Source organism: Prevotella sp. E15-22 (assembly GCF_023204875.1).
Classification (GTDB): domain Bacteria; phylum Bacteroidota; class Bacteroidia; order Bacteroidales; family Bacteroidaceae; genus Prevotella.
Map to the genome: position 1 here is coordinate 2,424,099 of NZ_CP096247.1, position 22,082 is coordinate 2,446,180.

Genomic DNA, 22,082 nt, shown 5'->3' on the forward strand with positions numbered 1-22,082 from the left:
ATGACAATAGAAGAAGCAAAAGCTATTGACCTCAGAGATTTTCTTACGGCTATAGATTGCAAGGAAGTCAAAACTCGTGGTCACAACCATTGGTATCGTTCCCCTTTCAGGGCTGAGCATGATGCCTCGTTTAAGGTTAACTCTGAGCGTAATGAATGGTTTGATTTTGGAATTGGCAAAGGTGGCAATATCATTGAACTTGGGAAGTTGCTGTATAACACAACCTATATACCAGAGATTCTGCGTCATATAGAGACCCATGCCGCTAGGATACCAAACGAGAAGGAATCCCCTTCTAACCAAGTTCCTGTCGAAGACACATCCAAAAGCAATATCCAGCTATTCTCATTATCACATCCTGCGCTGCTGTATTATGTAAGAGGCAGAGGGGTTGACATTGAAGTAGCCAAAACTTATTGTAGGGAAATACACTATCAGGTGCGAGGTCGATCTTATTACGGAATCGCCTTTCTCAACCGTTCTGGTGGAATGGAAATACGTAATCCGTTCTTCAAGGGGTGTGAAGGAGGCAAGGATATTTCCATAGTACATTCTATACAGGGCAATGTAGCCAATCAATGTTGCGTCTTTGAAGGCTTTTTCAATTTCCTGTCCTATATGACACTGAAGAAACAAGGGATAAAAGGTATTTGCAATGCACAAGAATACGACTGCATTATACTGAACTCTGTAAGCAACATAAACAAAGCTTGTTCTGTTGTCAGTCAATACGATTATATTCATTGTTATCTTGACAATGACGATGCTGGGCACAAAGCAACCGAGAAACTTTGTTGCCTCTATCCAGACAAGGTAATCGACGAAAGCCACCTTTATCATCCGCATAATGACCTGAACGATATGTTAAAATGTGGCGTAAAATGAAAATTCAAGACATACAATTTGCACATACAGACTATTACGATGATATTACATCGTAATCAGACAATTGATAAATTGATGTAAACGATGAATATATCACAAGCTAAACTTATCAGCTTGGTGGACTTTCTCGAAAAGGAGGGACACAAAGCTATAAAGCAAAAGGGAAACAGCCATTGGTATATCTCCCCTATCCGAAGTCAGAAAACAGCATCATTCAAGGTTGACTCCAGACGCAATGAATGGTATGACTATGGCATTGGAGAAGGTGGTGACATTCTCGACCTAATTAAGGGACTGTACAATGTGAAGTCAACCAGTGAAGCTCTTACTATTCTTGCGCCAAAGTGCAATACTTTCATCAACGCTATGTATCATCGAAAGGATGCACTTCCTATTAGGCAGGATTCCGGACAGATGCGTAATGTGTCATATCGTCCACTCGTGCATCAAGCTTTACTGTCTTATATGATGAAACGGAAAATTGATGTAAACCTCAGCCGTGTGTATTGTTGCGAAGTTCATTATGAACTACGCGACAAGCACTATTTTGGTATTGCCTTCCGCAACATGGGTGGAGGGTTTGAGGTAAGGAACCCTTATTATAAAGGATGTATAGGACATAAGGACATTACGATTATCAGACAAAATAAAGAGGATATTCAAGAACGTATCATCATATTCGAGGGCTTTATGGATTTCCTTTCCTACCTGATGCTGTATGATATTAATAGCAGTCGTATTTGTCTGCCCTATCAATGTGATTATATGATATTGAACTCTATCAACTGCCTCGACAAGGCTTTAACAGAGTTAAGTTCATACAAGCACATACATTCTTTCCTTGACAATGACGATGGTGGCAAACGGACATTTGAATTAATAAAAGATGTTCTTGGTGATACCGTCATTGATGAGACGTATAGATTCAATCCCTATAACGATTTGAATGACTATCTCGTAAAACAACCTAATTCCGAACTGTAGCCAGGCTAATGCTGCCATGTAAATAAGGAGTCTCAACCGAGGCTCTTTTTTTGTTTATATCCCTTTTCGAGTATGATAATTTCTGCAATATTATACTCAAAACTAAACTCCTGTTAATATTCGATTGTAATTCAAATTTTCTTCATTTTATATTGATTTATCTATGTTCCTTTGCACTCGCAAATTTTAAGTCGAACCAAAAATTCAAGTATCAAAATGAGTGCATTTGCCATATTCGTATTAGTTCTGACAGTCATCTATGTCATCTACTATTCCGCAATCATCATGCAGGATTTGTACGCGAAGAAAGATGCTCCTAAGACAGAAGAGGAAGACTTTGATGTCAGTCAGATGCAGAATCAGGAAGAACCTATTAGCATTACTGAAGATGCTAATGGATTCCATCTTAATGGTGATACCACTGAAGAACAGGAAGAACCATCGTCCGTCACTTGGATTGAAAATGATGACGATGCCAACAAGTACCAGGAAAGGATTAAGAAGGAACATACCAGTGTCGAGGAAGAATGCCAGCGTTTGCAGGATTCAATGGAAGACGTGGATGTTGACAGCACAGGTGAAACTGAGGCTGATGTTATGGTGAACATGCTGCTTAACCAGAAGCCTGGTGGTCCAAAAATCTTCTATTCAAGGGATAACGTATGAAAACAGGTTTGGGTGTAACACATAAGATTGTCGGTTTTTGTTCGGCTGGCATCCTGCTTTTCCAGCCAATGTTAGCATCTGCCAAATGCGGAGGTGTTGACTACAGCTGGGGAGCGGATGCTCTGGCGAATGCGCATGACTATACAGTTACAATGATGCTATATGTGGTCTATCTCTCCTATGCCATCGCTGCTATCGTTGCCATCATTGGTGCATTGCAGATTTATTTCAAGATGACAACTGGAGAAGGTGACATCACTAAGAGCATTATGATGCTCGTCGGAGCTTGCCTGTTCATGATTGGAGCATTCATCTTATTCCCAGCCTTCTTCGGATATAATATCATTTAGGATAACGAACACGATAACAAACAGGATAACAAATAACAGGATAACGAAAAATCTCAAATGGCCAAGAGAGAAGAATCGTGTGAATAGTAATTAACAAAATCTGTAAAACGTAAGAAAGAAATGAAGAAAATTAAAAAGTTTGCTAAGAATCTCTTCAGTGCCAATCGCATGAAGATGCTCGCCATGATGCTTCTTTGCGGTACTGCCGTAACCTTTGCGCAGAACGCAGCTGGTGACTACACCGCAGGAACCAATGCTCTCTCCACCGTCACGGAGGAGATTGCGAAGTATGTTCCTTATGTAGTGAAGCTGTGCTATGCCATCGCCGGTGTAGTTGCCGTTGTCGGTGCGATCTCCGTGTACATCGCCATGAACAACGAGGAGCAGGACGTCAAGAAGAAGATTATGATGGTTGTCGGTGCTTGCATCTTCCTCGTTGCAGCTGCACAGGCTCTGCCTCTCTTCTTCGGTCTCTAAACCATATTCAAGCGTAGATACACACTATGGCAGCAGGAACAGAACACAACGAATATGTCAGTTACCCAATGTTCAAGGGACTTCAGAAGCCTCTGGAGTTCATGGGCATCCAAGGGCGTTACATCACATGGGCAGCTTGCGCTGTTGGCGGTGCCATTCTTGGCTTCATCATTGCCTACTGCATCTTTGGATTCGTTGTTGGTCTGATTGTTCTTGCTGTTTCTCTCTGCACTGGTGCCGGACTTATCTTCTTCAAACAGAAGAAAGGTCTGCACACAAAGAAAGAAGACCACGGTGTGTTTATCTACGCTTGTTCACGAAGAATGTAATTTTCATCGAGTGTAGTTTATGAGCAAGTGTATTGAAATCTGAATAAATGTAATCGGTAGGCTTGCCCCTTCGACAGGGTGAGTCTGCCTTAATTTGGAGATAAGAATGATTCTATATGTCATCATAGCATTTACCGCGATACTCATAGGCATGGCCATCTCTGTCTATGCCTTTGGAACTGGTGGTAAGCGCAAGAAGATATTCCAGGACATCTACTTCTCCATCGAGGATGTAGATGGTATTGGTGTTCTCTACACGAAAACTGGTGAATATTCAGCTATAATCAAGATCGAGAATCCCGTTCAAAAGTACTCAGCCAATATAGACAGTTACTATGAGTTCACTCATTTGCTTACTGCTATTGCACAGACGCTGGGAGAAGGTTATGCCATTCACAAGCAGGATGTGTTTGTCAGGAAACAGTTCAAAGATGAGACCTCTGACAATCATGAGTTCCTTTCTGAAAGCTATTTCCGATACTTTACTGGCCGTACCTATACAGACAGCCAGACCTATCTGATTATCACTCAGGAGAACAAAAAGAGCCGTCTATTGTCCTTTGACAGCAAGAAATGGCGAGATTTCCTTGTAAAAATCCGCAAGGTTAAAGACCTCCTGAAGGACAGCGGTGTAGATTCCACCTATTTGGGTGGTGAAGAAGCTCGTCTTTATGTTGACCGCTATTTCTCTATGAACTTTAACGACAAGATTGTGTCGATGACCAACTTCAAGGTCGATGACGAGACCATTTCCATGGGCGATCGTCGATGCAAGGTGTATAGCCTTGTTGACGTGGACTGCATCAACATCCCTTCGATTGTCAGGCCGTTCACCAATATTGAAGTGAATAACGTTGCTATGCCTGTCGATCTTGTGTCTTTGGTTGACAGCATCCCTTCAGCAGACGTGGTTGTCTATAACCAAATGTTCTTCATGCCAAATCAAAAACGTGAACTGGCTTTGTTGGACAAAAAGAAGAACCGCCATTCCAGTATGCCCAATCCAAGTAATCTGATTGCTGTTGAGGACATCAAGAAGGTTCAGGATGTTATAGCAAGAGAGAACAAACAGCTTGTATATACCCATTTCAATTTGATTGTAGGTGTCCCCAAGGATGCCGACATTCAAAAATGTACAAACCATCTGGAGAATGCTTTTGGTCGCCTTGGTATTCATATCAGCAAACGAGCCTATAACCAGCTGGAGCTGTTCGTTAACTCCTTCCCCGGCAACTGTTATGGAATGAACCAGGACTATGACCGTTTCCTCACTTTGAGCGACGCTGCTGCTTGTCTGATGTACAAGGAGCATATTCAGCACAGTGAGGACACACCTCTCAAAATCTACTATACGGACAGGCAAGGTGTGCCTGTAGCCATTGACATTAGTGGAAAGGAAGGCAAAAACAAGATTACGGATAACTCCAACTTTTTCTGCCTTGGCCCATCTGGTAGCGGTAAATCCTTCCACATGAATAGCGTAGTCCGTCAGATGTGGGAGCAGAATACCGATGTTGTCATGGTTGATACAGGTAACTCTTACGAGGGCCTATGTGAATATGTAGGCGGTAAGTATATCAGCTATACAGAAGAACATCCCATCACCATGAATCCATTCCGCATCAAGCGTGAGGAGCTGAACGTGGAAAAGACAGGATTCCTGAAGAACCTTATCATGCTGATATGGAAAGGTACGCAGGGAACTGTCACTAAGACGGAGGAAAGACTTATTGAGCAAGTCATCACAGAATACTATGATGTCTATTTTAACGGCTTCAATGGCTTTACTCCACCCCAACGCGAAGACTTGCGGAAAGGATTGCTCATTGATGACCGAAACAAGAATGTCAACAGTAGGGAAACAGAAAATGAGCGTATGGCACGTATTGAGGCACAGATTGATGAGATAGAAAGTCGCAGGAAACAACTTCCTGTAACCGAACTGTCATTCAATTCCTTCTATGAGTTCAGTGTGCAGCGTATTCCCGACATCTGTCAGGAAAACCAGATTCAGGGCATCGACATCAGTACCTATCGCTATATGATGAAGGACTTCTACCGAGGTGGCAATCACGATAAGACCCTGAATGAAGACCTGGATTCCACACTGTTTGATGAGACATTCATTGTCTTTGAGATTGACTCTATCAAGGATGATCCGCTGCTTTTCCCATTGGTAACGCTTATTATTATGGATGTATTCATCCAGAAAATGCGTATCAAGAAGAACCGTAAGGTGCTTGTCATTGAAGAAGCATGGAAAGCTATTGCCAGCCCTATGATGGCAGAATACATAAAGTACCTCTACAAGACAGCCCGTAAGTTCTGGGCAAGTGTCGGCGTGGTAACACAGGAAATTCAGGATATTGTTGGCAGTCCCATTGTGAAGGAGGCCATCATCAATAACTCCGATGTGGTGATGCTGCTTGACCAGAGTAAGTTCCGTGAGAGATTTGATGAAATCAAGGCTATCCTTGGTTTGACTGATGTTGACTGCAAGAAGATTTTCACCATCAACCGACTGGAAAACAAGGAAGGACGAAGTTTCTTCCGTGAAGTCTTCATAAGACGTGGAAGTGTTGGAGCTGTCTATGGAGTCGAAGAACCCCATGAGTGCTACATGACTTACACCACTGAGCGAGCTGAGAAGGAAGCTTTGAAGCTCTACAAGAGAGAACTGAAATGTAACCATCAGCAAGCAATCGAGGCATATTGCCGTGATTGGGATCGTTCTGGTATCAGTAAATCTCTGCCTTTTGCCCAAAAGGTAAATCAAGCAGGGCATGTATTGAACTTAAAACCAATTGAAAAGCGTTATACATGAAAAAATGTCTGCTTATAATTTCTCTTATCATCTGTGCCCTGACAACAGCCAAGGCACAGTACTACAGTGTCAACTTTGATAAGGAAACTGTAGCCAAGATGGTAGCATCCTTCAATACCGAAGCTGCCACAGAGATGTATTATGCAGACCAGATAGCCAAAATTCGAGAGCATTATCAGGCTGCAGAGGTAGCTGCTGCTGGTATCTTCACGAGTAAGTTCCTTGACCGCAAGGCTTTGACAGACCTTGGACTTTGGACAAGCAGCACAGAGAACTATTACTATCGACGTATTTATCACATGGTTTCGGCTAAGATTATGCCGAAGATTTGGACTGTTGCCGGAATGATGCTCAAAAGTCCCCAAAATGCCTTATATTGGGGTTCCTACCTCTATAAGGTTTGTGATGAGACGAAGAATCTGTGCTATCAGTTTGAGTCTATTGTCACCAATAGCAGTCTAAGTTTCAGGGATATTGCATTTCTTGAAATCAACGAGCAGCTTAGGGACATCCTGAAGCTTTCAGAGCTTGGCGATGTGGATTGGAAAGCCATTTTGGATAATATCGGCAATATACCTTCAAATTTCAGCAAGGAAAGTCTTCAGGAAGATCTTGACAACCTCTATGCTATGGGCGTTAACATTGCCACAGCTGGAGCAAACAATCTTATCAACTCCATACTGGCGAATAGTAACTTTAGTGGCACTATCATGGATAAAACAGCCAGTGTCATAGAGGTTGCTGACAACGTATATAACCTGTATGAGAACATTACGACCAATACAGGTGGTACTTTGCTTAATATGATTGGTGGCCAGGATGCAGTAGCAAACCTATTCAATCTCTCCAATTATAATGCTACGGCATGGTTAACAGACTATGCCCGTGAGGGAATGGGACAATATTATACCCAGCGTTGGTATATTTATCGTGTGGATAGAGGAAGTGTTAATCTATGCGACTACTACCCACCTACCGATGACAATAGCATCCTTTATGGAGATCATTGGTATCGTATTGATACCAGAGACCCTGACTTCTATCCAAACAGCAGCCAAAGAGAAGCCGCCTTGCAGAACTCCGAGAATCATGCTGGATGGAGTCGTAACCGAGTCCAACAGCTTAACAACAGCAATGACGGCTTCTATTACTATATCAACTATTGGAGCAGTGCCTATATTCTGAGCAAGAGCCGAAGCGGACAATATGCCAAGGCTTATGCCTACGAGATTCATGTCACAAAGTCTTGGAATAACACAGAAATCAAATATGAGGATGTCTTTGACTCCTATACGATGGATCTGGCTTCTTTCAAGGCTGGTCTGAATGCTCGTCTGGCTGACTATAATGACAACGAAGAAGGTTTCACCTACTACATCGGTTCAGATTCAAAGAAATACTATCAGGCAACCGATGCCCAGAAGATTGCAGGTTGCGAAACTGCCACTATCAGCGTGACCTGCCATGATGGAGCTAAACTTGGAGAGGGGTCAACCCAATACAAATGCAGCAGTTGTGGTGGTTCTGTAAGTAACCACACAAAACAATGTGCCATGTCCACCTCCATCACAGAATCTGGATTTGACACTTCTGAACTGGATGGAAAAATCAGCGAGGCAGAGAGTAAGATTGCCATGCTTCAGTCTCAGATAGCTGCATTGGAAGCTCAAAATGCAGACTTAATCAAGAAGATTGCCAATGCAAGTATCAATGATGCCGCCACCTATAGGCAGCAATATAATGCCAACAAGAATCAGATTGCCTCTCTTACATCAGAAAAGAGTAATTGGGAAAGCCTTTTGGCTCAGTACAATCAAGCCAAACAGGAGGCTATCAACAGTGAGTCTGCCCAAACAGATGACTATTATCGAATACCAGCCATCATGCAGGACTATAAGACAGCTTATAATCTTACATGGAATGGCAGTGGTTCCTGGGAGGGTAACACTTTCGTCCGTACTGCTACCATGCCAAACGTCAATGGAGTTATCACCTTCAGGGCAACAGTCTCGATAGCTCGTGGCCCGAAATATTTCCTTGGTATCAAGATACACCGTGCCATCGTACAGATAGCATGGACACTTACTACTGATTACAGCGATACACAAGTTGTAGCCGTCCTTGACCTCGATCCGCAGAAGAGCGATGCGGAAAAAGCAGCTGAAGTAAATGCTAAGATTGCAGAGATTGCCCGTGAATATCCCAACTGTGATACGTCTGTGGAATACGCAAAGACAGAACCTGCAGAGGCTGACGATACGGATGACACTTACCATCTTCTTTGGTCAAGCGACCGTCTGGAGATTGCGCGAGACATCGACACTCGCCTGACAAAGATATATGCAGACCTTGTTTCGTTGGAGAAAATGATGCATTACAAGCATTCCATCATTGACATATTGAGGACTATAGCACCATACATCAATGATGAACAAGGCCGCCGACTTACTCTTGTAGAGCAATGCAGGAAGCGTTGGCTCAGACATGCTGCCAATAGTAGCCATTCAGATAGTTATAACGGAAAATACGATGATGAAGATGAATAGAATAATTATCATAGCTATTACGCTCTTGTCACTGTTTCCTACCATTTCGAGAGCACAGTTCGGTTTCGATATACCATCCGTCGAAGCCTATATCTATGACCATAAGGAACAGCGTAGTCTTCTGCTTGTCCGTTCTACCCTCGAAGCAAGCAACAAACTGCTGCATGACTATTCAAGTGACGCAAATATCGGCTATAAAGACATCAATGCCCAGCTCGACAGATATACTCGTGCCTTTGATGTCATAGACATATTATATCAGACCTTGCGAACAAGTCTCAATGTCTATAACACTTATGAGACAGTTAGTGACCGTATTGGTGATTATAAGGACATGCTTGAAGATTTCAACAAGAAATGTCTGGAGCGAGGAAACATTGTCAGTACCGATACGCTTATCATCACCATCAATGCCAGAGCCTTGGCAAAGATTGCTGATGAAGGTGACAATTTATATAAGTCTGTGAGTGATTTGGTTCTCTATGCCACAGGTGCTGCTGCCTGTTCTACGTCTGACTTAATCTTAGTACTGAGTAGCATAAACCAATCTCTCGACAACATAAAAAAGCACCTGAACAAAGCCTACTTCGACACATGGAAATACATCCAGGTTCGTATAGGATATTGGAAACGTCAGGTGTATCGTGCTAAGACAAAACAGGAGATTATCGAAGGTGCTTTTGGAAGATGGAAAGGAGCTGGCTACCTCGGATATTAGTTCATAACAGATATTAAATCATCACTTTATGAGAAAATACATAATCTATTTGAAATCAATGACATTCTTACTTGGATTGACAGTAACAATTCAAGTAAAAGCACAGTCTTATGTGACCTACAATCACGATGAAACCAAGATGAACCAGATAACGGTTCAGGAGATTGGAGCAGGATGCCTTACTCCCGATTTGTACTATTGGACATTTCACAACAGTTACCGAAACTCAGCTGCATCGAAAAACAAACTGACCTATCGCGCATTGGCAGGAGTCTCTGCCTATCCACAGGTAGAAGATGCGGACTCCATAGAGGCTGCATTAACTAAACGTGCAGAGATTGAAGCCTTGAATATAGCAGACCGCCAGATTGACATTGCCTGGTTAGCTGAAGGGTCAAAGATAACTGATAAGCTAAACGCTTTCCAGACCAATATCAACCGTATTGTCAGTGCTGGCGGTTCTATTCATGACAAAGACAGATGGAATGACTACTACCATATCTTTCAATGTGCCATCAAAGCTACTCAGGATGCTTATATGCCCAATGCACAGCGAAAGAAAGAGTATCTTGCCATCTATGCAGACATAACCAAACAGAATGAAACGCTGATAGCCTATCTTGTTCAACTCAACAAGAAAGCGAAAACAGCAAATCTTCTTTCTGCAACATATAACAAGCCAGACCATCGTGCAGCTATTGCTTCGGCAGCTCACAATCGTTGGAGGGATGCCGGATGGGGAAATAATAGAGGCAACTCCAATAGCGGTTCAAATACTAACGGCATAATTATCCAAGAATAATATGGCAGACACGAATATCCTTTCAGACTTTGGCATCAACATCCTTGAAGAGGAGATTGATGATGTTATCTTCCAGACCAACGAGTTCCTTTGTGATGCTACCTTCACAGGTTCACAAGGGCCTTTCTGGTGGATATTGCAGATGTGTATGGCTCTTGCAGCACTCTTCTCCATCATTGTAGCAGCAGGAATGGCTTACAAGATGATGGTGAAACATGAACCGCTTGACATCATGAAGCTGTTCAAGCCGCTTGTTGTCAGCATTATCCTATGCTGGTGGTACCCACCTGCAGATACTGGCATGACAAATAGCGGCAGCAGCTGGTGCGTTCTGGACTTCCTTTCCTACATTCCAAACTGCATTGGCTCTTATACGCATGACCTCTACGAGGCAGAATCCACTCAGATTGAGGATAAGTTTGCGGAAGTCCAGGAACTCATCTATACAAGAGATACTATGTACACAGCTCTACAAGCACAGGCTGATGTGGCTCATACAGGAACTTCTGACCCCAATCTTATTGAAAGTACAATGGAACAGGCTGGTGTCGATGAAGTGACGAACATGGAACAGGATGCTTCAAAACTATGGTTCACGTCTCTTACGGCTGGAGCTGTCGTAGGTATCGATAAGATTATCATGTTGATTGCCCTGATAGTTTTCCGTATCGGTTGGTGGGCTACCATCTATTGCCAACAGATTCTTTTAGGTATGCTGACGATATTCGGGCCTATCCAATGGGCTTTCTCGCTACTCCCGAAATGGGAAGGAGCTTGGGCGAAATGGCTTATACGCTATCTCACTGTCCATTTCTACGGAGCTTGTCTATACTTCGTCGGCTTCTATGTGCTGTTGCTCTTTGACATTGTTCTCTGTATTCAGGTTGAAAACCTTGAAGCCATTACGCAGAGTGAGCAGACAATGGCAGCATACCTTCAGAACTCCTTCTTCTCAGCAGGTTATCTGATGGCAGCAAGCATCGTTGCACTCAAATGCCTGAACCTTGTTCCAGACCTTGCAGCATGGATGATTCCTGAAGGTGATACGGCATTCTCTACCCGTAACTTCGGTGAAGGTGTAGCACAGCAAGCAAAGGTATCTACACAAGGTATGATTAGCAGAGTATTATAAATTATCGAAATAGTAAAACTATGGTTATCAAGAATCTCGAAAACAAAATCAAGTTGGTGATGATAATATGCTCCCTCTTCTTGGTGGGATGCATCATCATCAGCATTTCCAGTATCTGGACAGCTCGTGTAATGGTAACAGACGCACAGCAGAAAGTGTATGTGTTGGATGGTAACGTTCCTATCCTGGTTCAAAGAAGTACGATGGAAGAAACCCTCGATGTGGAAGCCAAGAGCCATATCGAAATGTTCCATCATTTCTTCTTCACGCTTGCCCCTGATGACAAGTACATCAAATACACGATGGAGAAAGCCATGTACCTGATTGATGAAACTGGTCTGGCACAGTACAACACTTTGAAGGAAAAAGGGTTCTACTCTAACATCATGGGTACGAGTGCCGTCTTTAGCATCTTCTGTGACAGCATCAAGTTTGACAAGGATAAGATGGAGTTTACCTACTATGGTCGTCAGAGGATAGAACGTCGTTCCAGCATCCTGACGCGAGAGTTGGTGACAGCAGGACAGATAAAACGTGTTCCTCGTACAGACAACAACCCTCATGGTTTGCTTATCACCAACTGGCGTACCCTGCTGAATAAAGACATAGAGCAGAAAACAAAGATGTCATACTAACAACATACAGCTATGTCTTGGAAGAAAATGATTATGGGCGAAAAGATGCCCGACAAGGATGACCCGAAGTATCGAGACCGCTATGAAAGAGAGGTCGATGCCGGACGCAAGTTTGCCAGAGCAACAAAGATTGACAAAGCCGCTGCCAAAGTCCAGCAGTTTGCCAATGACCACAAGAAGCTCTTCTTAGCCATCGTCTTTGGTTTCATCATCCTTAGTTTCGCTGCAAATCTCATTCGTATGGGCAAGGTATATAACGCCCATCAGTTACAGAAATCTGCCACTGAGGTACAAGAAGAGTTGGTCAGGAACCGACATAAGCGAGTTAAGCACGCTATCAGCTCCGTCCACACCATGCCTGTAAGTGTAAACAAGGAGTTCAAAGAATCACAAACTAAAATCAATAAAGACAATGGACATTCTGAAGAAGATTAACTGGAAGCAGCCTAAATATATGCTGCCCCTCATCATCTATTTTCCTTTGCTTTTTGTCGGATATTTCGTCATTGACCTCTTCCATACGGAAAAGGCTGAGATACCAGACAATAGCCTTACTACTACAGAATATCTGAACCCAGTATTGCCTGATGCAAAAATGAAGGGTGACGGTATTGGCAACAAATATGAGAGTATGGTTAAGTCATACGGCAAGATCGATGACTTAACTGCAATGGAAAATATAGACAGAAACAATGAAGAAGAAAAAGAATCTTACGACTCCAAGTACACAGACGAGGAGCGTCAATTACTCGAATCTCAGGAAGCCGCGAAGCTCGCTGAGATTGAGAGACAACTACAAGCGAGTGCGCAAAAAGGTCAAGAAATCGCGAATGGTAGCGGCATGAGTGAAGCTGACCGTCTCGCTCGTAGTCAGCAACGTGAGCAGGAAGCAATGGAAGAACTCAACCGTGCCCTTGCTCAGGCACGACTACAGGGTCAGCAAGCGATGACACCTCCAGCTGATAGTAATGCAGATAACGCACCTTCTAATAGTCAACCATCGGACAAAGTGGAAGGCAAAATCAGTGTGAATGAAAGAGCTGTTAAAGGTGTCTCTGATGATGATGAAGCGCAGGAGGTAGTGAAGAAGGTCAAAGTCACTTCCGATTATTTCAATACTCTTACTGAAAATGACCCTGAGCCGAACCTTATCAAAGCCATCATTGATGAGAACGTAAAGGCTGTAGATGGTTCTCGTGTAAGGCTTCGTCTGCTTGATGACATTGAAATCAATGACATTGTAGTTCCCAAAGGAACGTACATCTATGCACTTATGAGTGGCTTTGGCAGTCAACGTGTCAAGGGAAACATCAAGAGCATACTTATCAATGATAACATCATCAAGGTCAACCTTTCGATTTACGACACAGACGGATTGGAAGGTCTGTATGTCCCAAGCAGTAATTTCCGAGAGACCACGAAGGACGTAGCAAGTGGAGCCATGAACAACTCTTCAGCTCTAACGTCAAGTTCAACAACAGCTGGAAATTCCCTCATTCAATGGGGCAACCAAGCCATCACAAATGCCGTACAGAAAACGAGCAATGCCATTAGTAAGTCCATCAAGAAAAACTCAGCCAAGCTTAAATATGGCACGTTTGTCTATCTGGTCAACGGCAAAGAGAAGAAAAACGATTAAAACAATTTTCAAATATAATAAACATGAAGACTTTCAAGAAAATCGGCACATCACTTATCTGTGCTTTGTTTGCAATGCCTCTGATGGCACAGCAGACGTATGAAGAGATGGAACAACTCACTGTTAACGAACAGGTGACTACCGTCATCACGGCTTCTGAGCCAATCCGTTTCGTTGACATCAGTACCGACATGGTGGTTGGTGACCAGCCCATCAACAACACTATCCGATTGAAGCCCAAGGAGGGAGCACATGCCGATGGTGAGGTACTTGCCATTGTTACTATTGTCACTGAGAGATACAGAACCCAATATGCGCTTCTCTACACTACAAGGCTTCAGGAGGCTGTTACAGACAAGCAAATCCAGCCGGAAGAGAGAATTGCGTATAACAATCCATCCGTATCAATGAGTACTGAGGATATGGCAAAGTATGCTCGTTCCATCTGGAACTCGACTGCCCGAATCCGTAATGTCAGTACCAAGCAGCATCGTATGATGATACGTCTGAACAACATCTATTCCGTTGGAGAATATTTCTTCCTGGACTTCTCTGTGGAGAACAAGACGAATATTCGCTTTGATATTGATGAAATGCGCTTCAAACTGGCAGACAAAAAGCAGTCGAAGGCTACTAACTCTCAGATTATCGAGCTTACTCCTGCCTTTGTCCTCGACCAAAGTAAGACGTTCAAGTATGGGTATCGTAACGTCGTTGTGCTAAAGAAGATGACCTTTCCCAATGACAAGGTGCTTTCTATCGAGATTTCAGAGAAACAGATTAGTGGACGTACCATCATGCTCAACATTGACTATGAGGATGTCCTCTACGCCGATTCGTTCAATGCTATTTTACTGAAGGAGGACTAAACAATGAAGAAGTTATTTGCTATTATCGCTATCTTGGGTTCTATTTCCCTTTCATCCTTTGCTCAGTCACATAGTGACAGGATTACCTTTGGCGTGGGACTACTTTATGAGCGTGGACTTGATGCCACACTTGCATGGGAACACGAAACCAAGTACCATAACGCTTGGGAATACTTCGTTAATGGCTATCTCAAATGGGATGAGTGCGAAAGCTGCGGTCATGTCTGTCCAGAATCGTTCTGGAAGAACTACCGTACATGGGGGGTTGGCGTTGCCTACAAACCCTGTGTTTGGCGAGGTCGTAACAACTATGGGAATTTACGTATCGGTGCCAGTGCAGGAAGCAACACGGATAAATTCTTGGGTGGCATCCATGTTGGCTACGAACATAACTATGCACTTAGGCACGGATGGGTTCTGTATTGGCAAGCCAAATGTGACCTAATGTTGCCGGATAGAAAAGACTTGTTCCGTACAGGAGTTACCCTTGGATTCAAAATTCCCACAAGATAATCAAACTTAATACAAAGTAAAATGAAGCTATTACATACTATCTGTGCTGCCTTTATTATGGTGGCCATAACAAGTTGCGACGAACACCGTGAGTTTCCTGACACGGCAATGAAGACCTGCGACATACTATGTACAGACGGAAAGGTTGTGCGCTATGAAGACATGAAAAGTCAGGGAAAACAGCCTATTGCCGTTGTGTTTCATATCAACCAAAGCAATGAATCTCAGGGAACAGGTTATGCCGTTTATCTTTGGGACATTGCGCCAGAAGCATATAGTGACAGTATCGGCGTGAAGCATAATACTTCGGCCAATATTACCGCTTTCGACGGGAACATGAATACTCATTCCATGTACTCATCTGGGGCATCTCCAGCTGCAACAGCAGTCTTTGATATGTGGCAATATGGACAGAGTGCCTACATACCATCAGTAGCCGAGATACGCTTGCTTTATGGGGCAAAGAACACGGTAAATGACTATATCAAAAAGTGTGGTGGCGATGTCATATCTGATGATCCAGACGAGTGCTGGTATTGGACTTCAACTGAGGTGAAAGATATGGAATCTGCTAAAGCATGGTTGTTCTCTCTTGCTTCTGGAGCACTTCAAGAAACACCTAAAGAACAACGTCATAAAGTACGACCTATCATCACTTTATATAATTAGAGTTTACAACTATTCAAGTAAGAAATGGAAGAAACCAAAGAACTTCAAACTGCCTATAAGATATTTCGTGCGGTCATCTATGTGTCGCTACTCTTAGAGTTTTTCGAGTATGCCATTGACCCGGAATTGCTTGATTATTGGGGTGGCATCGTATGCGATGTGCATGACAGAATCAAACGGTGGTTCATCTACCTTGACGGCAATCTTATATGGAGTAAGATAGCAACCTTTGTGATTATCTGTATCACCTGTATAGGGACACGAAACAAGAAACACTTGGAGTTCGATGCCAGACGGCAGGTACTCTACCCACTCGTCAGCGGTGTGGGCATTACCATCCTGTCTGTCTGGCTGTTCGGCTATAGAATGGATATGCGGTTCTACATGATACCGCTGAATATCTGGCTCTACATGGCAGCTACCATCCTTGGAACCATTCTGATTCATGTAGCACTTGATAATATCTCGAAGTTCCTAAAGGAAGGGCTTCTGAAAGACAGATTCAACTTCGAGAACGAATCATTCGAGCAGTGCCAGGAACTTATTGAGAATAAGTATAGCGTGAATATACCTATGCGCTATTACTACAAATCGAAGTTCCGCAAAGGATGGGTTAACATTGTTAATCCCTTCCGTGGCACTTGGGTTGTCGGTACTCCTGGATCAGGTAAGACCTTTAGCATCATAGAGCCATTTATCCGTCAGCATAGTGCAAAAGGCTTTGCTATGGTAGTGTACGACTATAAGTTTCCTACGCTTGCCCAAAAGCTATACTACCATTATCGTAAGAACCTTGCAGCCAATAAAAAGGCTGGCAGAGATTTCAAATTCAACATCATCAACTTTGTGGATGTGGAGTATTCACGCCGTGTAAACCCAATCCAGCAGAAGTATATTGGCAACCTTGCTGCTGCCAGTGAAACGGCTGAAACACTGCTTGAATCTCTACAGAAGGGAAAGAAGGAAGGTGGTGGCGGTAGTGACCAGTTCTTCCAGACATCAGCTGTCAACTTCTTGGCTGCTTGCATCTATTTCTTCGTGTCATACAAGAAAGTGCCTTATGACAAGGATGGCAATCCCTTGATAGCAGAGATGACTGAGGAGCCCAAAACGCACAGACCAAAGCCAACAGGCCGTGTTTTCGACCATTCAGGCAGGGAGGTGGAACCAGCCTACTGGCTTGGCAAATACAGTGACATGCCTCATATTCTCTCTTTCCTCAATCAGGACTATAAAATAATCTTTGAGGTTTTAGAGACAGACCCAGAGGTTGCGCCGCTTCTTGGGCCTTTCCAAACAGCCATGAAGAATAATGCGATGGAACAGTTGGAAGGTATGATTGGTACGCTGCGCGTCTATACTTCACGACTGGCCACTAAGGAATCTTATTGGATTTTTCACAAAGATGGTGATGATTTCGATTTGAAAGTCAGCGATCCTGCGAATCCAAGCTATCTTCTTATTGCCAATGACCCTGAAATGGAGAGCATTATTGGCGCATTGAACGCCCTTATCCTGAACAGATTGGTCACTCGTGTCAATACTGGTCAGGGAAAGAACATTCCCGTAAGCATCATCGTCGATGAGCTGCCGACGCTTTATTTCCATAAGATTGACCGTCTTATCGGTACTGCCCGAAGCAATAAGGTTAGTGTTGCTCTCGGTTTTCAAGAGCTTCCCCAGCTCGAATCTGACTACGGAAAGGTAGGAATGCAGAAGGTTATTACAACTGTCGGCAATGTCGTTTCCGGCTCTGCCCGTGCTAAGGAAACACTCGAATGGCTCTCCAATGACATCTTTGGCAAGGTGGTTCAACTGAAGAAAGGTGTAACCATCGACAGAGATAAAACTTCCATCAACCTGAATGAGAACATGGACAGCCTTGTTCCTGCATCCAAGATTTCGGATATGCCGACTGGATGGATAGCCGGTCAGACGGCTCGTGACTTCATCAAGACAAAGACAGGGCGCAATGGTTCCATGAACATACAGGAATCAGCAGAGTTCCAGACCTCAAAATTCTACTGCAAGACTGACTTCGATATGAAGGAGATACAGGCAGAAGAAGCCGATTACGAGAACTTCAAACTCCCCAAATTCTACAAATTCCCGTCAAAAGATGCCAAAGAACGCATCTTGTATCAGAACTTCTGCCAGGTTAATCTCGACGTGAAGAACATGATAGACGAAATAAACAAATTCAAGACCAAATGATTTTCAAAACAGTATTAACAACCTTATTACTTACTCTTTGTCTGGGCATGGATGCTCAGGCAAATGAGTCGCCAAAACAAGCATCTATTTTTGCACTTCAACCATTTGAGCGAGCTATCTGCTGCATCAAATATTATGAGGGAATCCATCGTAAGAAGGATTATCCTTATGTTGGCTATGGCCACAAGCTAAGACCAGGAGAGCATTACTCTTCTAATATGTCTCTGAGGGAAGCCGATGCGCTCTTGCGCAAAGACCTGAAGGAACTATGCACTATGTTCCAGCGTTACGGAAAAGACTCCCTCCTACTCGCCGCATTAGCTTATAATGTTGGGCCTTATAGAATTCTCGGTAGCAGAACCAAGTACCCCAAAAGTACACTCTTGAAGAAGATTGAATCTGGAAACAGAGATTTCAAAGGCGATTATGTCCAGTTCTGCCATTGGAAGGGAAAAAAAATACCATCTATCGAGAGAAGACGGTATGTTGAGTTTATGCTATTATACCTTCCATAGTATTTAGCTTTATATATTTAAACGCACAAACAATAAAAAGCTTAATAATCTATCCTCTGCAGAAGTACTTCCTTACGAAATACACATTTGAGATGTGAAAGCAAGGAGTTAATATAGAAAAAAATCATTTTTCGTAAAAAAAATGAGGAATTAGACAAAAATATTATACGTTTCATCCAATTTAGTAACATTCGTCTTATTAAATCTTGACGATGATTATCACAATATAATAAAAGATAAAAGCCATACTAAAACATTCCATTTTACATATTCTCGGTTCTACAAAATACAATTGTGCAAAAAAGTGACAAAAACAGCAAACAAACATATATTTTCTTTTGGCTGAGAAAATGGTTATGCATACATTTGCATTGCATTTGACAATTAACCTTGCAAATGCGAAAAAAGAAGTGTTAAGAATATTGGGATGCATAATAAAGACAATATTTATGGATGAATAATCCGTAATCTGTCTGAGTTATGTATTTTCTTTATTCGCACTGAATACCTGTATAAAAATAATCCTGGAAGCAGCCCTCTCTAACCAAGGTACCACCCAGAGAACACTGCCAAGGAAAAACAACAAACAGCTATGACACAGATAGTATTATCCCCTGTCGCTTTAGTGGCAGGAGGAGCAGGATTTATAGGCTCACACCTGTGTGACCGCCTGATTGATGACGGCTATAAGGTTATATGTATTGATAATCTATATACTGGAAGCCTTCATAACATAGAACACTTGATGTCGCATCCACGATTTACTTTTGTGAATCATGATGTGACTACACCTTACGACATGCCTGGGCTATCCCTAGTCTTTAATCTTGCATGTCCTGCATCGCCAGTACACTATCAAAAAGATGCAGTTTATACAGCAAAAACAGCATTTTTAGGAACTTTAAACATGCTTGAACTTGCTCGTAAGAATGATTGTATCATGCTTCAAGCATCAACGAGTGAAGTGTATGGCAATCCACTTGTACATCCTCAGCCAGAAACATACTGGGGTAATGTCAATCCAATTGGCATCCGTTCTTGTTATGATGAAGGCAAGCGAATTGGCGAAACCCTCTGTATGGACTATCATCGTCAGTATGGCACAAAGGTCAAGATAGTACGTATCTTCAATACATATGGTCCACGTATGGCTGAGGATGACGGACGTGTTGTTTCCAACTTCATCACACAAGCTTTGAGAGAGGAAGATATTACCATTTATGGTGATGGTAGCCAGACACGCAGTTTCCAGTATGTATCCGACCTTATTAATGGCTTTATGAAGATGGTTAAGACCGATGATTCCTTTACTGGACCAGTAAATCTTGGTAATCCAGAAGAATACACAGTCAAGCAGCTTGCAGAGACAATCATTAAGCTCACAGGCTCGCACTCTCGTATTGTGTATAAGCCATTACCACAAGATGACCCGATTAAGAGGAAACCCAACATTTCCATTTTAAAAAACAAGCTATATATAGAGCCCCAAATCAATCTTAGGAAAGGACTTATAAAGACAATTAACTTTTTTATGACAAAACATTCAAATAACAAACAAAATACGGAACAAAAATATGTTGGACATTTATATTGTTGATGTATACGATAATAGATTAACTGGATATACTACATATAAAAAACATCTTAGTCAAATAGTTGTTTCTTTGGGATATAGATGCCATAATATCATATTATCTAGTACATATAATTACTTATGTGTGGAAAATAAGGATGAAATGGAATTAATATATGTACCGATGTGTCATATAAAAACGACTGGCACCCTTCTGAAACTTTATATAGAAGATTGCAAAACCAACGTTTTTATGCAACATTTTTCCACTTCATATCCAACACTTAGTATGCTTAAACAAAATTTTCCAAAGAGTAAGCTTGTATATGTTATTCATGATTTTATTTGGGCAACATATGTGATGGGGAATGTGGAACTATTCAAAAAAATAGTTAGAGATAATGTAGAACACAAGTATAAAGATATTATATGTTCTTCATACTATGATGGCGTTAAATCATTTAACCTTGTGGATAAAGTCGTATGTTTATCAAGTGATACCAACAACATACTTAACGGTTTTTACAAGATAGATAATTGCAAGATAGTACAAATATCAAATGGACTAGAAGACAATAGCAATACTCCAATAATTAATGATTCTCTTATACGCAAGAGGTACAATATTTCCGAGGATGATTGCGTTTATTTGTTTGTTGGAAGATTAACTGAACAAAAGGGTTTTTTTGATTTGGTTCGAGCTTTCTCATTATTAAAGAATGATGTAAAAAAAACAAAACTAGTTTGCGCAGGCAATTATGATTCAGGCATAATTAAATATATAGATAGCTCTATAAAAAACGATGTTATTTTATTAGGAGTTATTGACAAGAATGAATTATATGCTTGGTACAAAAAATCCGATTTTGGTATAATCCCTTCGTTTTATGAGCAATGTAGTTATGTGGCTATCGAAATGATGTCTTTCTCTTTACCTATTATTGCATTAAGCGGAATGGGAATTAAGTGTATGTTTAACGACAATAATTCTTATTATGTGGAAAACAGTGATAGTAATCAGCGCCATGTTGCTTTATACAAGAAGATGAAACAAGCTTTTTATTCTGGTGATTTCGAAAAAGAATTAATTCGAAATAAATCCAGGATTAATTATGAACAGAATTACACGCTTGAAATAATGAAAGAAAATTACGAAAAGAAATTATTTCTGCCATTATATGAATGACTAACAGGCGTACTAAGTAATAGCATAAAGAGGATATGCTAACAGTTATATTTATTATACGAAATATACGAAGAATTTATATTCAACAAATGTTTATAATATAAAAAAATTATATGTATGAAGATAAAAAAAATTAATATGATTGAGGAACCAAGAATAATTCTTAATCAACACGAAATGAACAAGGTGATTGGTGGTGAACTCTGTGCATCTTATAATGGCTGTATGAGTTATAATGAGTCTGGTAATGTTTGCAATTGTTATGGAGCCTACAATCCTAATGAACCTTGTTCTAATTCTTGGGGTGTTTTATGTACTTCGTATGGATGGTAATTGTTAACAAATCAAGGCTCAGAGGGAGTCAACATTATACAGGGAAAGGCAGTACACTGTAAAAATAAATATCGATATAAAAAATGTTCTTATAAGAGCTCTATAAAAACATTACAAGCCAATTTGATTATATCTCAAATATGGCATATTGTATTAATTAATTTAAAAAAATTAAAAATGAAGATTAAAAAAATTCAAATGATTGAAGAGCCAAGGAAGGTCC

Annotated in this window: 22 protein-coding genes; all 22 read left to right on the forward strand. The window is 41.7% G+C overall.

Translation table 11 applies throughout. The features are described from left to right. The 22 genes from M1D30_RS09860 (at position 1) to M1D30_RS09965 (ending at position 21,859) form a co-directional block, all read left to right on the forward strand. Positions 1-885 carry a toprim domain-containing protein gene (locus tag M1D30_RS09860; protein ID WP_248503525.1) on the forward strand — a complete coding sequence of 295 codons (885 nt, stop codon included), beginning with the start codon at positions 1-3 and terminating at the stop codon, positions 883-885. A gap of 84 nt (positions 886-969) precedes the next feature. Beyond that, positions 970-1,869, forward strand: a complete 900-nt coding sequence (locus M1D30_RS09865; protein ID WP_248503544.1) for a toprim domain-containing protein — start codon at positions 970-972, stop codon at positions 1,867-1,869. A 216-nt stretch (positions 1,870-2,085) separates the two neighbouring features. Beyond that, positions 2,086-2,535 (forward strand): hypothetical protein, encoded by a 450-nt coding sequence (locus M1D30_RS09870; RefSeq protein WP_248503547.1) that lies wholly within the window; start codon positions 2,086-2,088, stop codon positions 2,533-2,535. 26 nt (positions 2,536-2,561) lie between these two features. Continuing rightward, the gene (locus M1D30_RS09875) at positions 2,562-2,885 is read left to right on the forward strand and encodes a DUF4134 family protein (protein ID WP_256466185.1); all 324 of its coding nucleotides are present in this window, start codon (positions 2,562-2,564) and stop codon (positions 2,883-2,885) included. Between the two features lie 120 nt (positions 2,886-3,005). Then, a complete protein-coding gene (locus M1D30_RS09880) occupies positions 3,006-3,362 on the forward strand; it encodes a DUF4134 domain-containing protein (protein ID WP_027455151.1) in 357 nt (118 codons plus the stop codon). 26 nt (positions 3,363-3,388) lie between these two features. After that, positions 3,389-3,691, forward strand: coding sequence for a DUF4133 domain-containing protein (locus M1D30_RS09885; RefSeq protein ID WP_094388423.1), 303 nt, complete (start codon positions 3,389-3,391; stop codon positions 3,689-3,691). A 106-nt stretch (positions 3,692-3,797) separates the two neighbouring features. Then, positions 3,798-6,515, forward strand: a complete 2,718-nt coding sequence (locus tag M1D30_RS09890) for a TraG family conjugative transposon ATPase (protein WP_248503548.1) — start codon at positions 3,798-3,800, stop codon at positions 6,513-6,515. Further along, positions 6,512-9,061 carry a hypothetical protein gene (locus M1D30_RS09895; RefSeq protein WP_248503549.1) on the forward strand — a complete coding sequence of 850 codons (2,550 nt, stop codon included), beginning with the start codon at positions 6,512-6,514 and terminating at the stop codon, positions 9,059-9,061. Before M1D30_RS09890 ends, M1D30_RS09895 begins: the two co-directional genes overlap by 4 nt. Beyond that, on the forward strand, positions 9,054-9,779 hold the full coding sequence (locus M1D30_RS09900; protein ID WP_027455147.1) for a hypothetical protein: 726 nt from the start codon (positions 9,054-9,056) through the stop codon (positions 9,777-9,779). The genes M1D30_RS09895 and M1D30_RS09900 overlap by 8 nt, the downstream gene beginning before the upstream one ends. 28 nt (positions 9,780-9,807) lie before the next feature. Then, entirely contained in the window at positions 9,808-10,581 is a 774-nt protein-coding gene (locus tag M1D30_RS09905; protein WP_371874072.1) for a DUF5045 domain-containing protein, read from the forward strand. 1 nt (position 10,582) lies between these two features. Then, positions 10,583-11,713, forward strand: a complete 1,131-nt coding sequence (locus M1D30_RS09910; protein WP_094388434.1) for a hypothetical protein — start codon at positions 10,583-10,585, stop codon at positions 11,711-11,713. A gap of 20 nt (positions 11,714-11,733) precedes the next feature. Next, a complete protein-coding gene (gene traK, locus M1D30_RS09915; protein ID WP_094386533.1) occupies positions 11,734-12,348 on the forward strand; it encodes a conjugative transposon protein TraK in 615 nt (204 codons plus the stop codon). 12 nt (positions 12,349-12,360) lie between these two features. After that, positions 12,361-12,783 carry a hypothetical protein gene (locus M1D30_RS09920; protein WP_248503550.1) on the forward strand — a complete coding sequence of 141 codons (423 nt, stop codon included), beginning with the start codon at positions 12,361-12,363 and terminating at the stop codon, positions 12,781-12,783. Further along, entirely contained in the window at positions 12,761-13,987 is a 1,227-nt protein-coding gene (gene traM, locus M1D30_RS09925) for a conjugative transposon protein TraM (RefSeq protein WP_248503551.1), read from the forward strand. Before M1D30_RS09920 ends, traM begins: the two co-directional genes overlap by 23 nt. Before the next feature lie 23 nt (positions 13,988-14,010). Continuing rightward, the gene (traN, locus tag M1D30_RS09930; RefSeq protein ID WP_371874074.1) at positions 14,011-14,856 is read left to right on the forward strand and encodes a conjugative transposon protein TraN; all 846 of its coding nucleotides are present in this window, start codon (positions 14,011-14,013) and stop codon (positions 14,854-14,856) included. A 3-nt stretch (positions 14,857-14,859) separates the two neighbouring features. Continuing rightward, entirely contained in the window at positions 14,860-15,369 is a 510-nt protein-coding gene (locus M1D30_RS09935) for a hypothetical protein (RefSeq protein ID WP_248503552.1), read from the forward strand. A 21-nt stretch (positions 15,370-15,390) separates the two neighbouring features. Further along, entirely contained in the window at positions 15,391-16,038 is a 648-nt protein-coding gene (locus M1D30_RS09940; RefSeq protein WP_248503554.1) for a DUF1566 domain-containing protein, read from the forward strand. A 24-nt stretch (positions 16,039-16,062) separates the two neighbouring features. Continuing rightward, on the forward strand, positions 16,063-18,252 hold the full coding sequence (locus M1D30_RS09945; protein WP_248503556.1) for a type IV secretory system conjugative DNA transfer family protein: 2,190 nt from the start codon (positions 16,063-16,065) through the stop codon (positions 18,250-18,252). Then, positions 18,249-18,767 (forward strand): glycoside hydrolase family protein, encoded by a 519-nt coding sequence (locus tag M1D30_RS09950; RefSeq protein ID WP_371874076.1) that lies wholly within the window; start codon positions 18,249-18,251, stop codon positions 18,765-18,767. The genes M1D30_RS09945 and M1D30_RS09950 overlap by 4 nt, the downstream gene beginning before the upstream one ends. A gap of 592 nt (positions 18,768-19,359) precedes the next feature. Further along, positions 19,360-20,364, forward strand: coding sequence for a UDP-glucuronic acid decarboxylase family protein (locus M1D30_RS09955; protein WP_248503565.1), 1,005 nt, complete (start codon positions 19,360-19,362; stop codon positions 20,362-20,364). Then, positions 20,342-21,526: a glycosyltransferase gene (locus tag M1D30_RS09960; RefSeq protein WP_248503567.1), complete on the forward strand. Its 1,185-nt coding sequence runs from the start codon at positions 20,342-20,344 to the stop codon at positions 21,524-21,526. Before M1D30_RS09955 ends, M1D30_RS09960 begins: the two co-directional genes overlap by 23 nt. Positions 21,527-21,643: 117 nt before the next feature. Further along, positions 21,644-21,859, forward strand: coding sequence for a hypothetical protein (locus M1D30_RS09965; protein ID WP_248503569.1), 216 nt, complete (start codon positions 21,644-21,646; stop codon positions 21,857-21,859). Positions 21,860-22,082 lie beyond the last annotated feature (223 nt).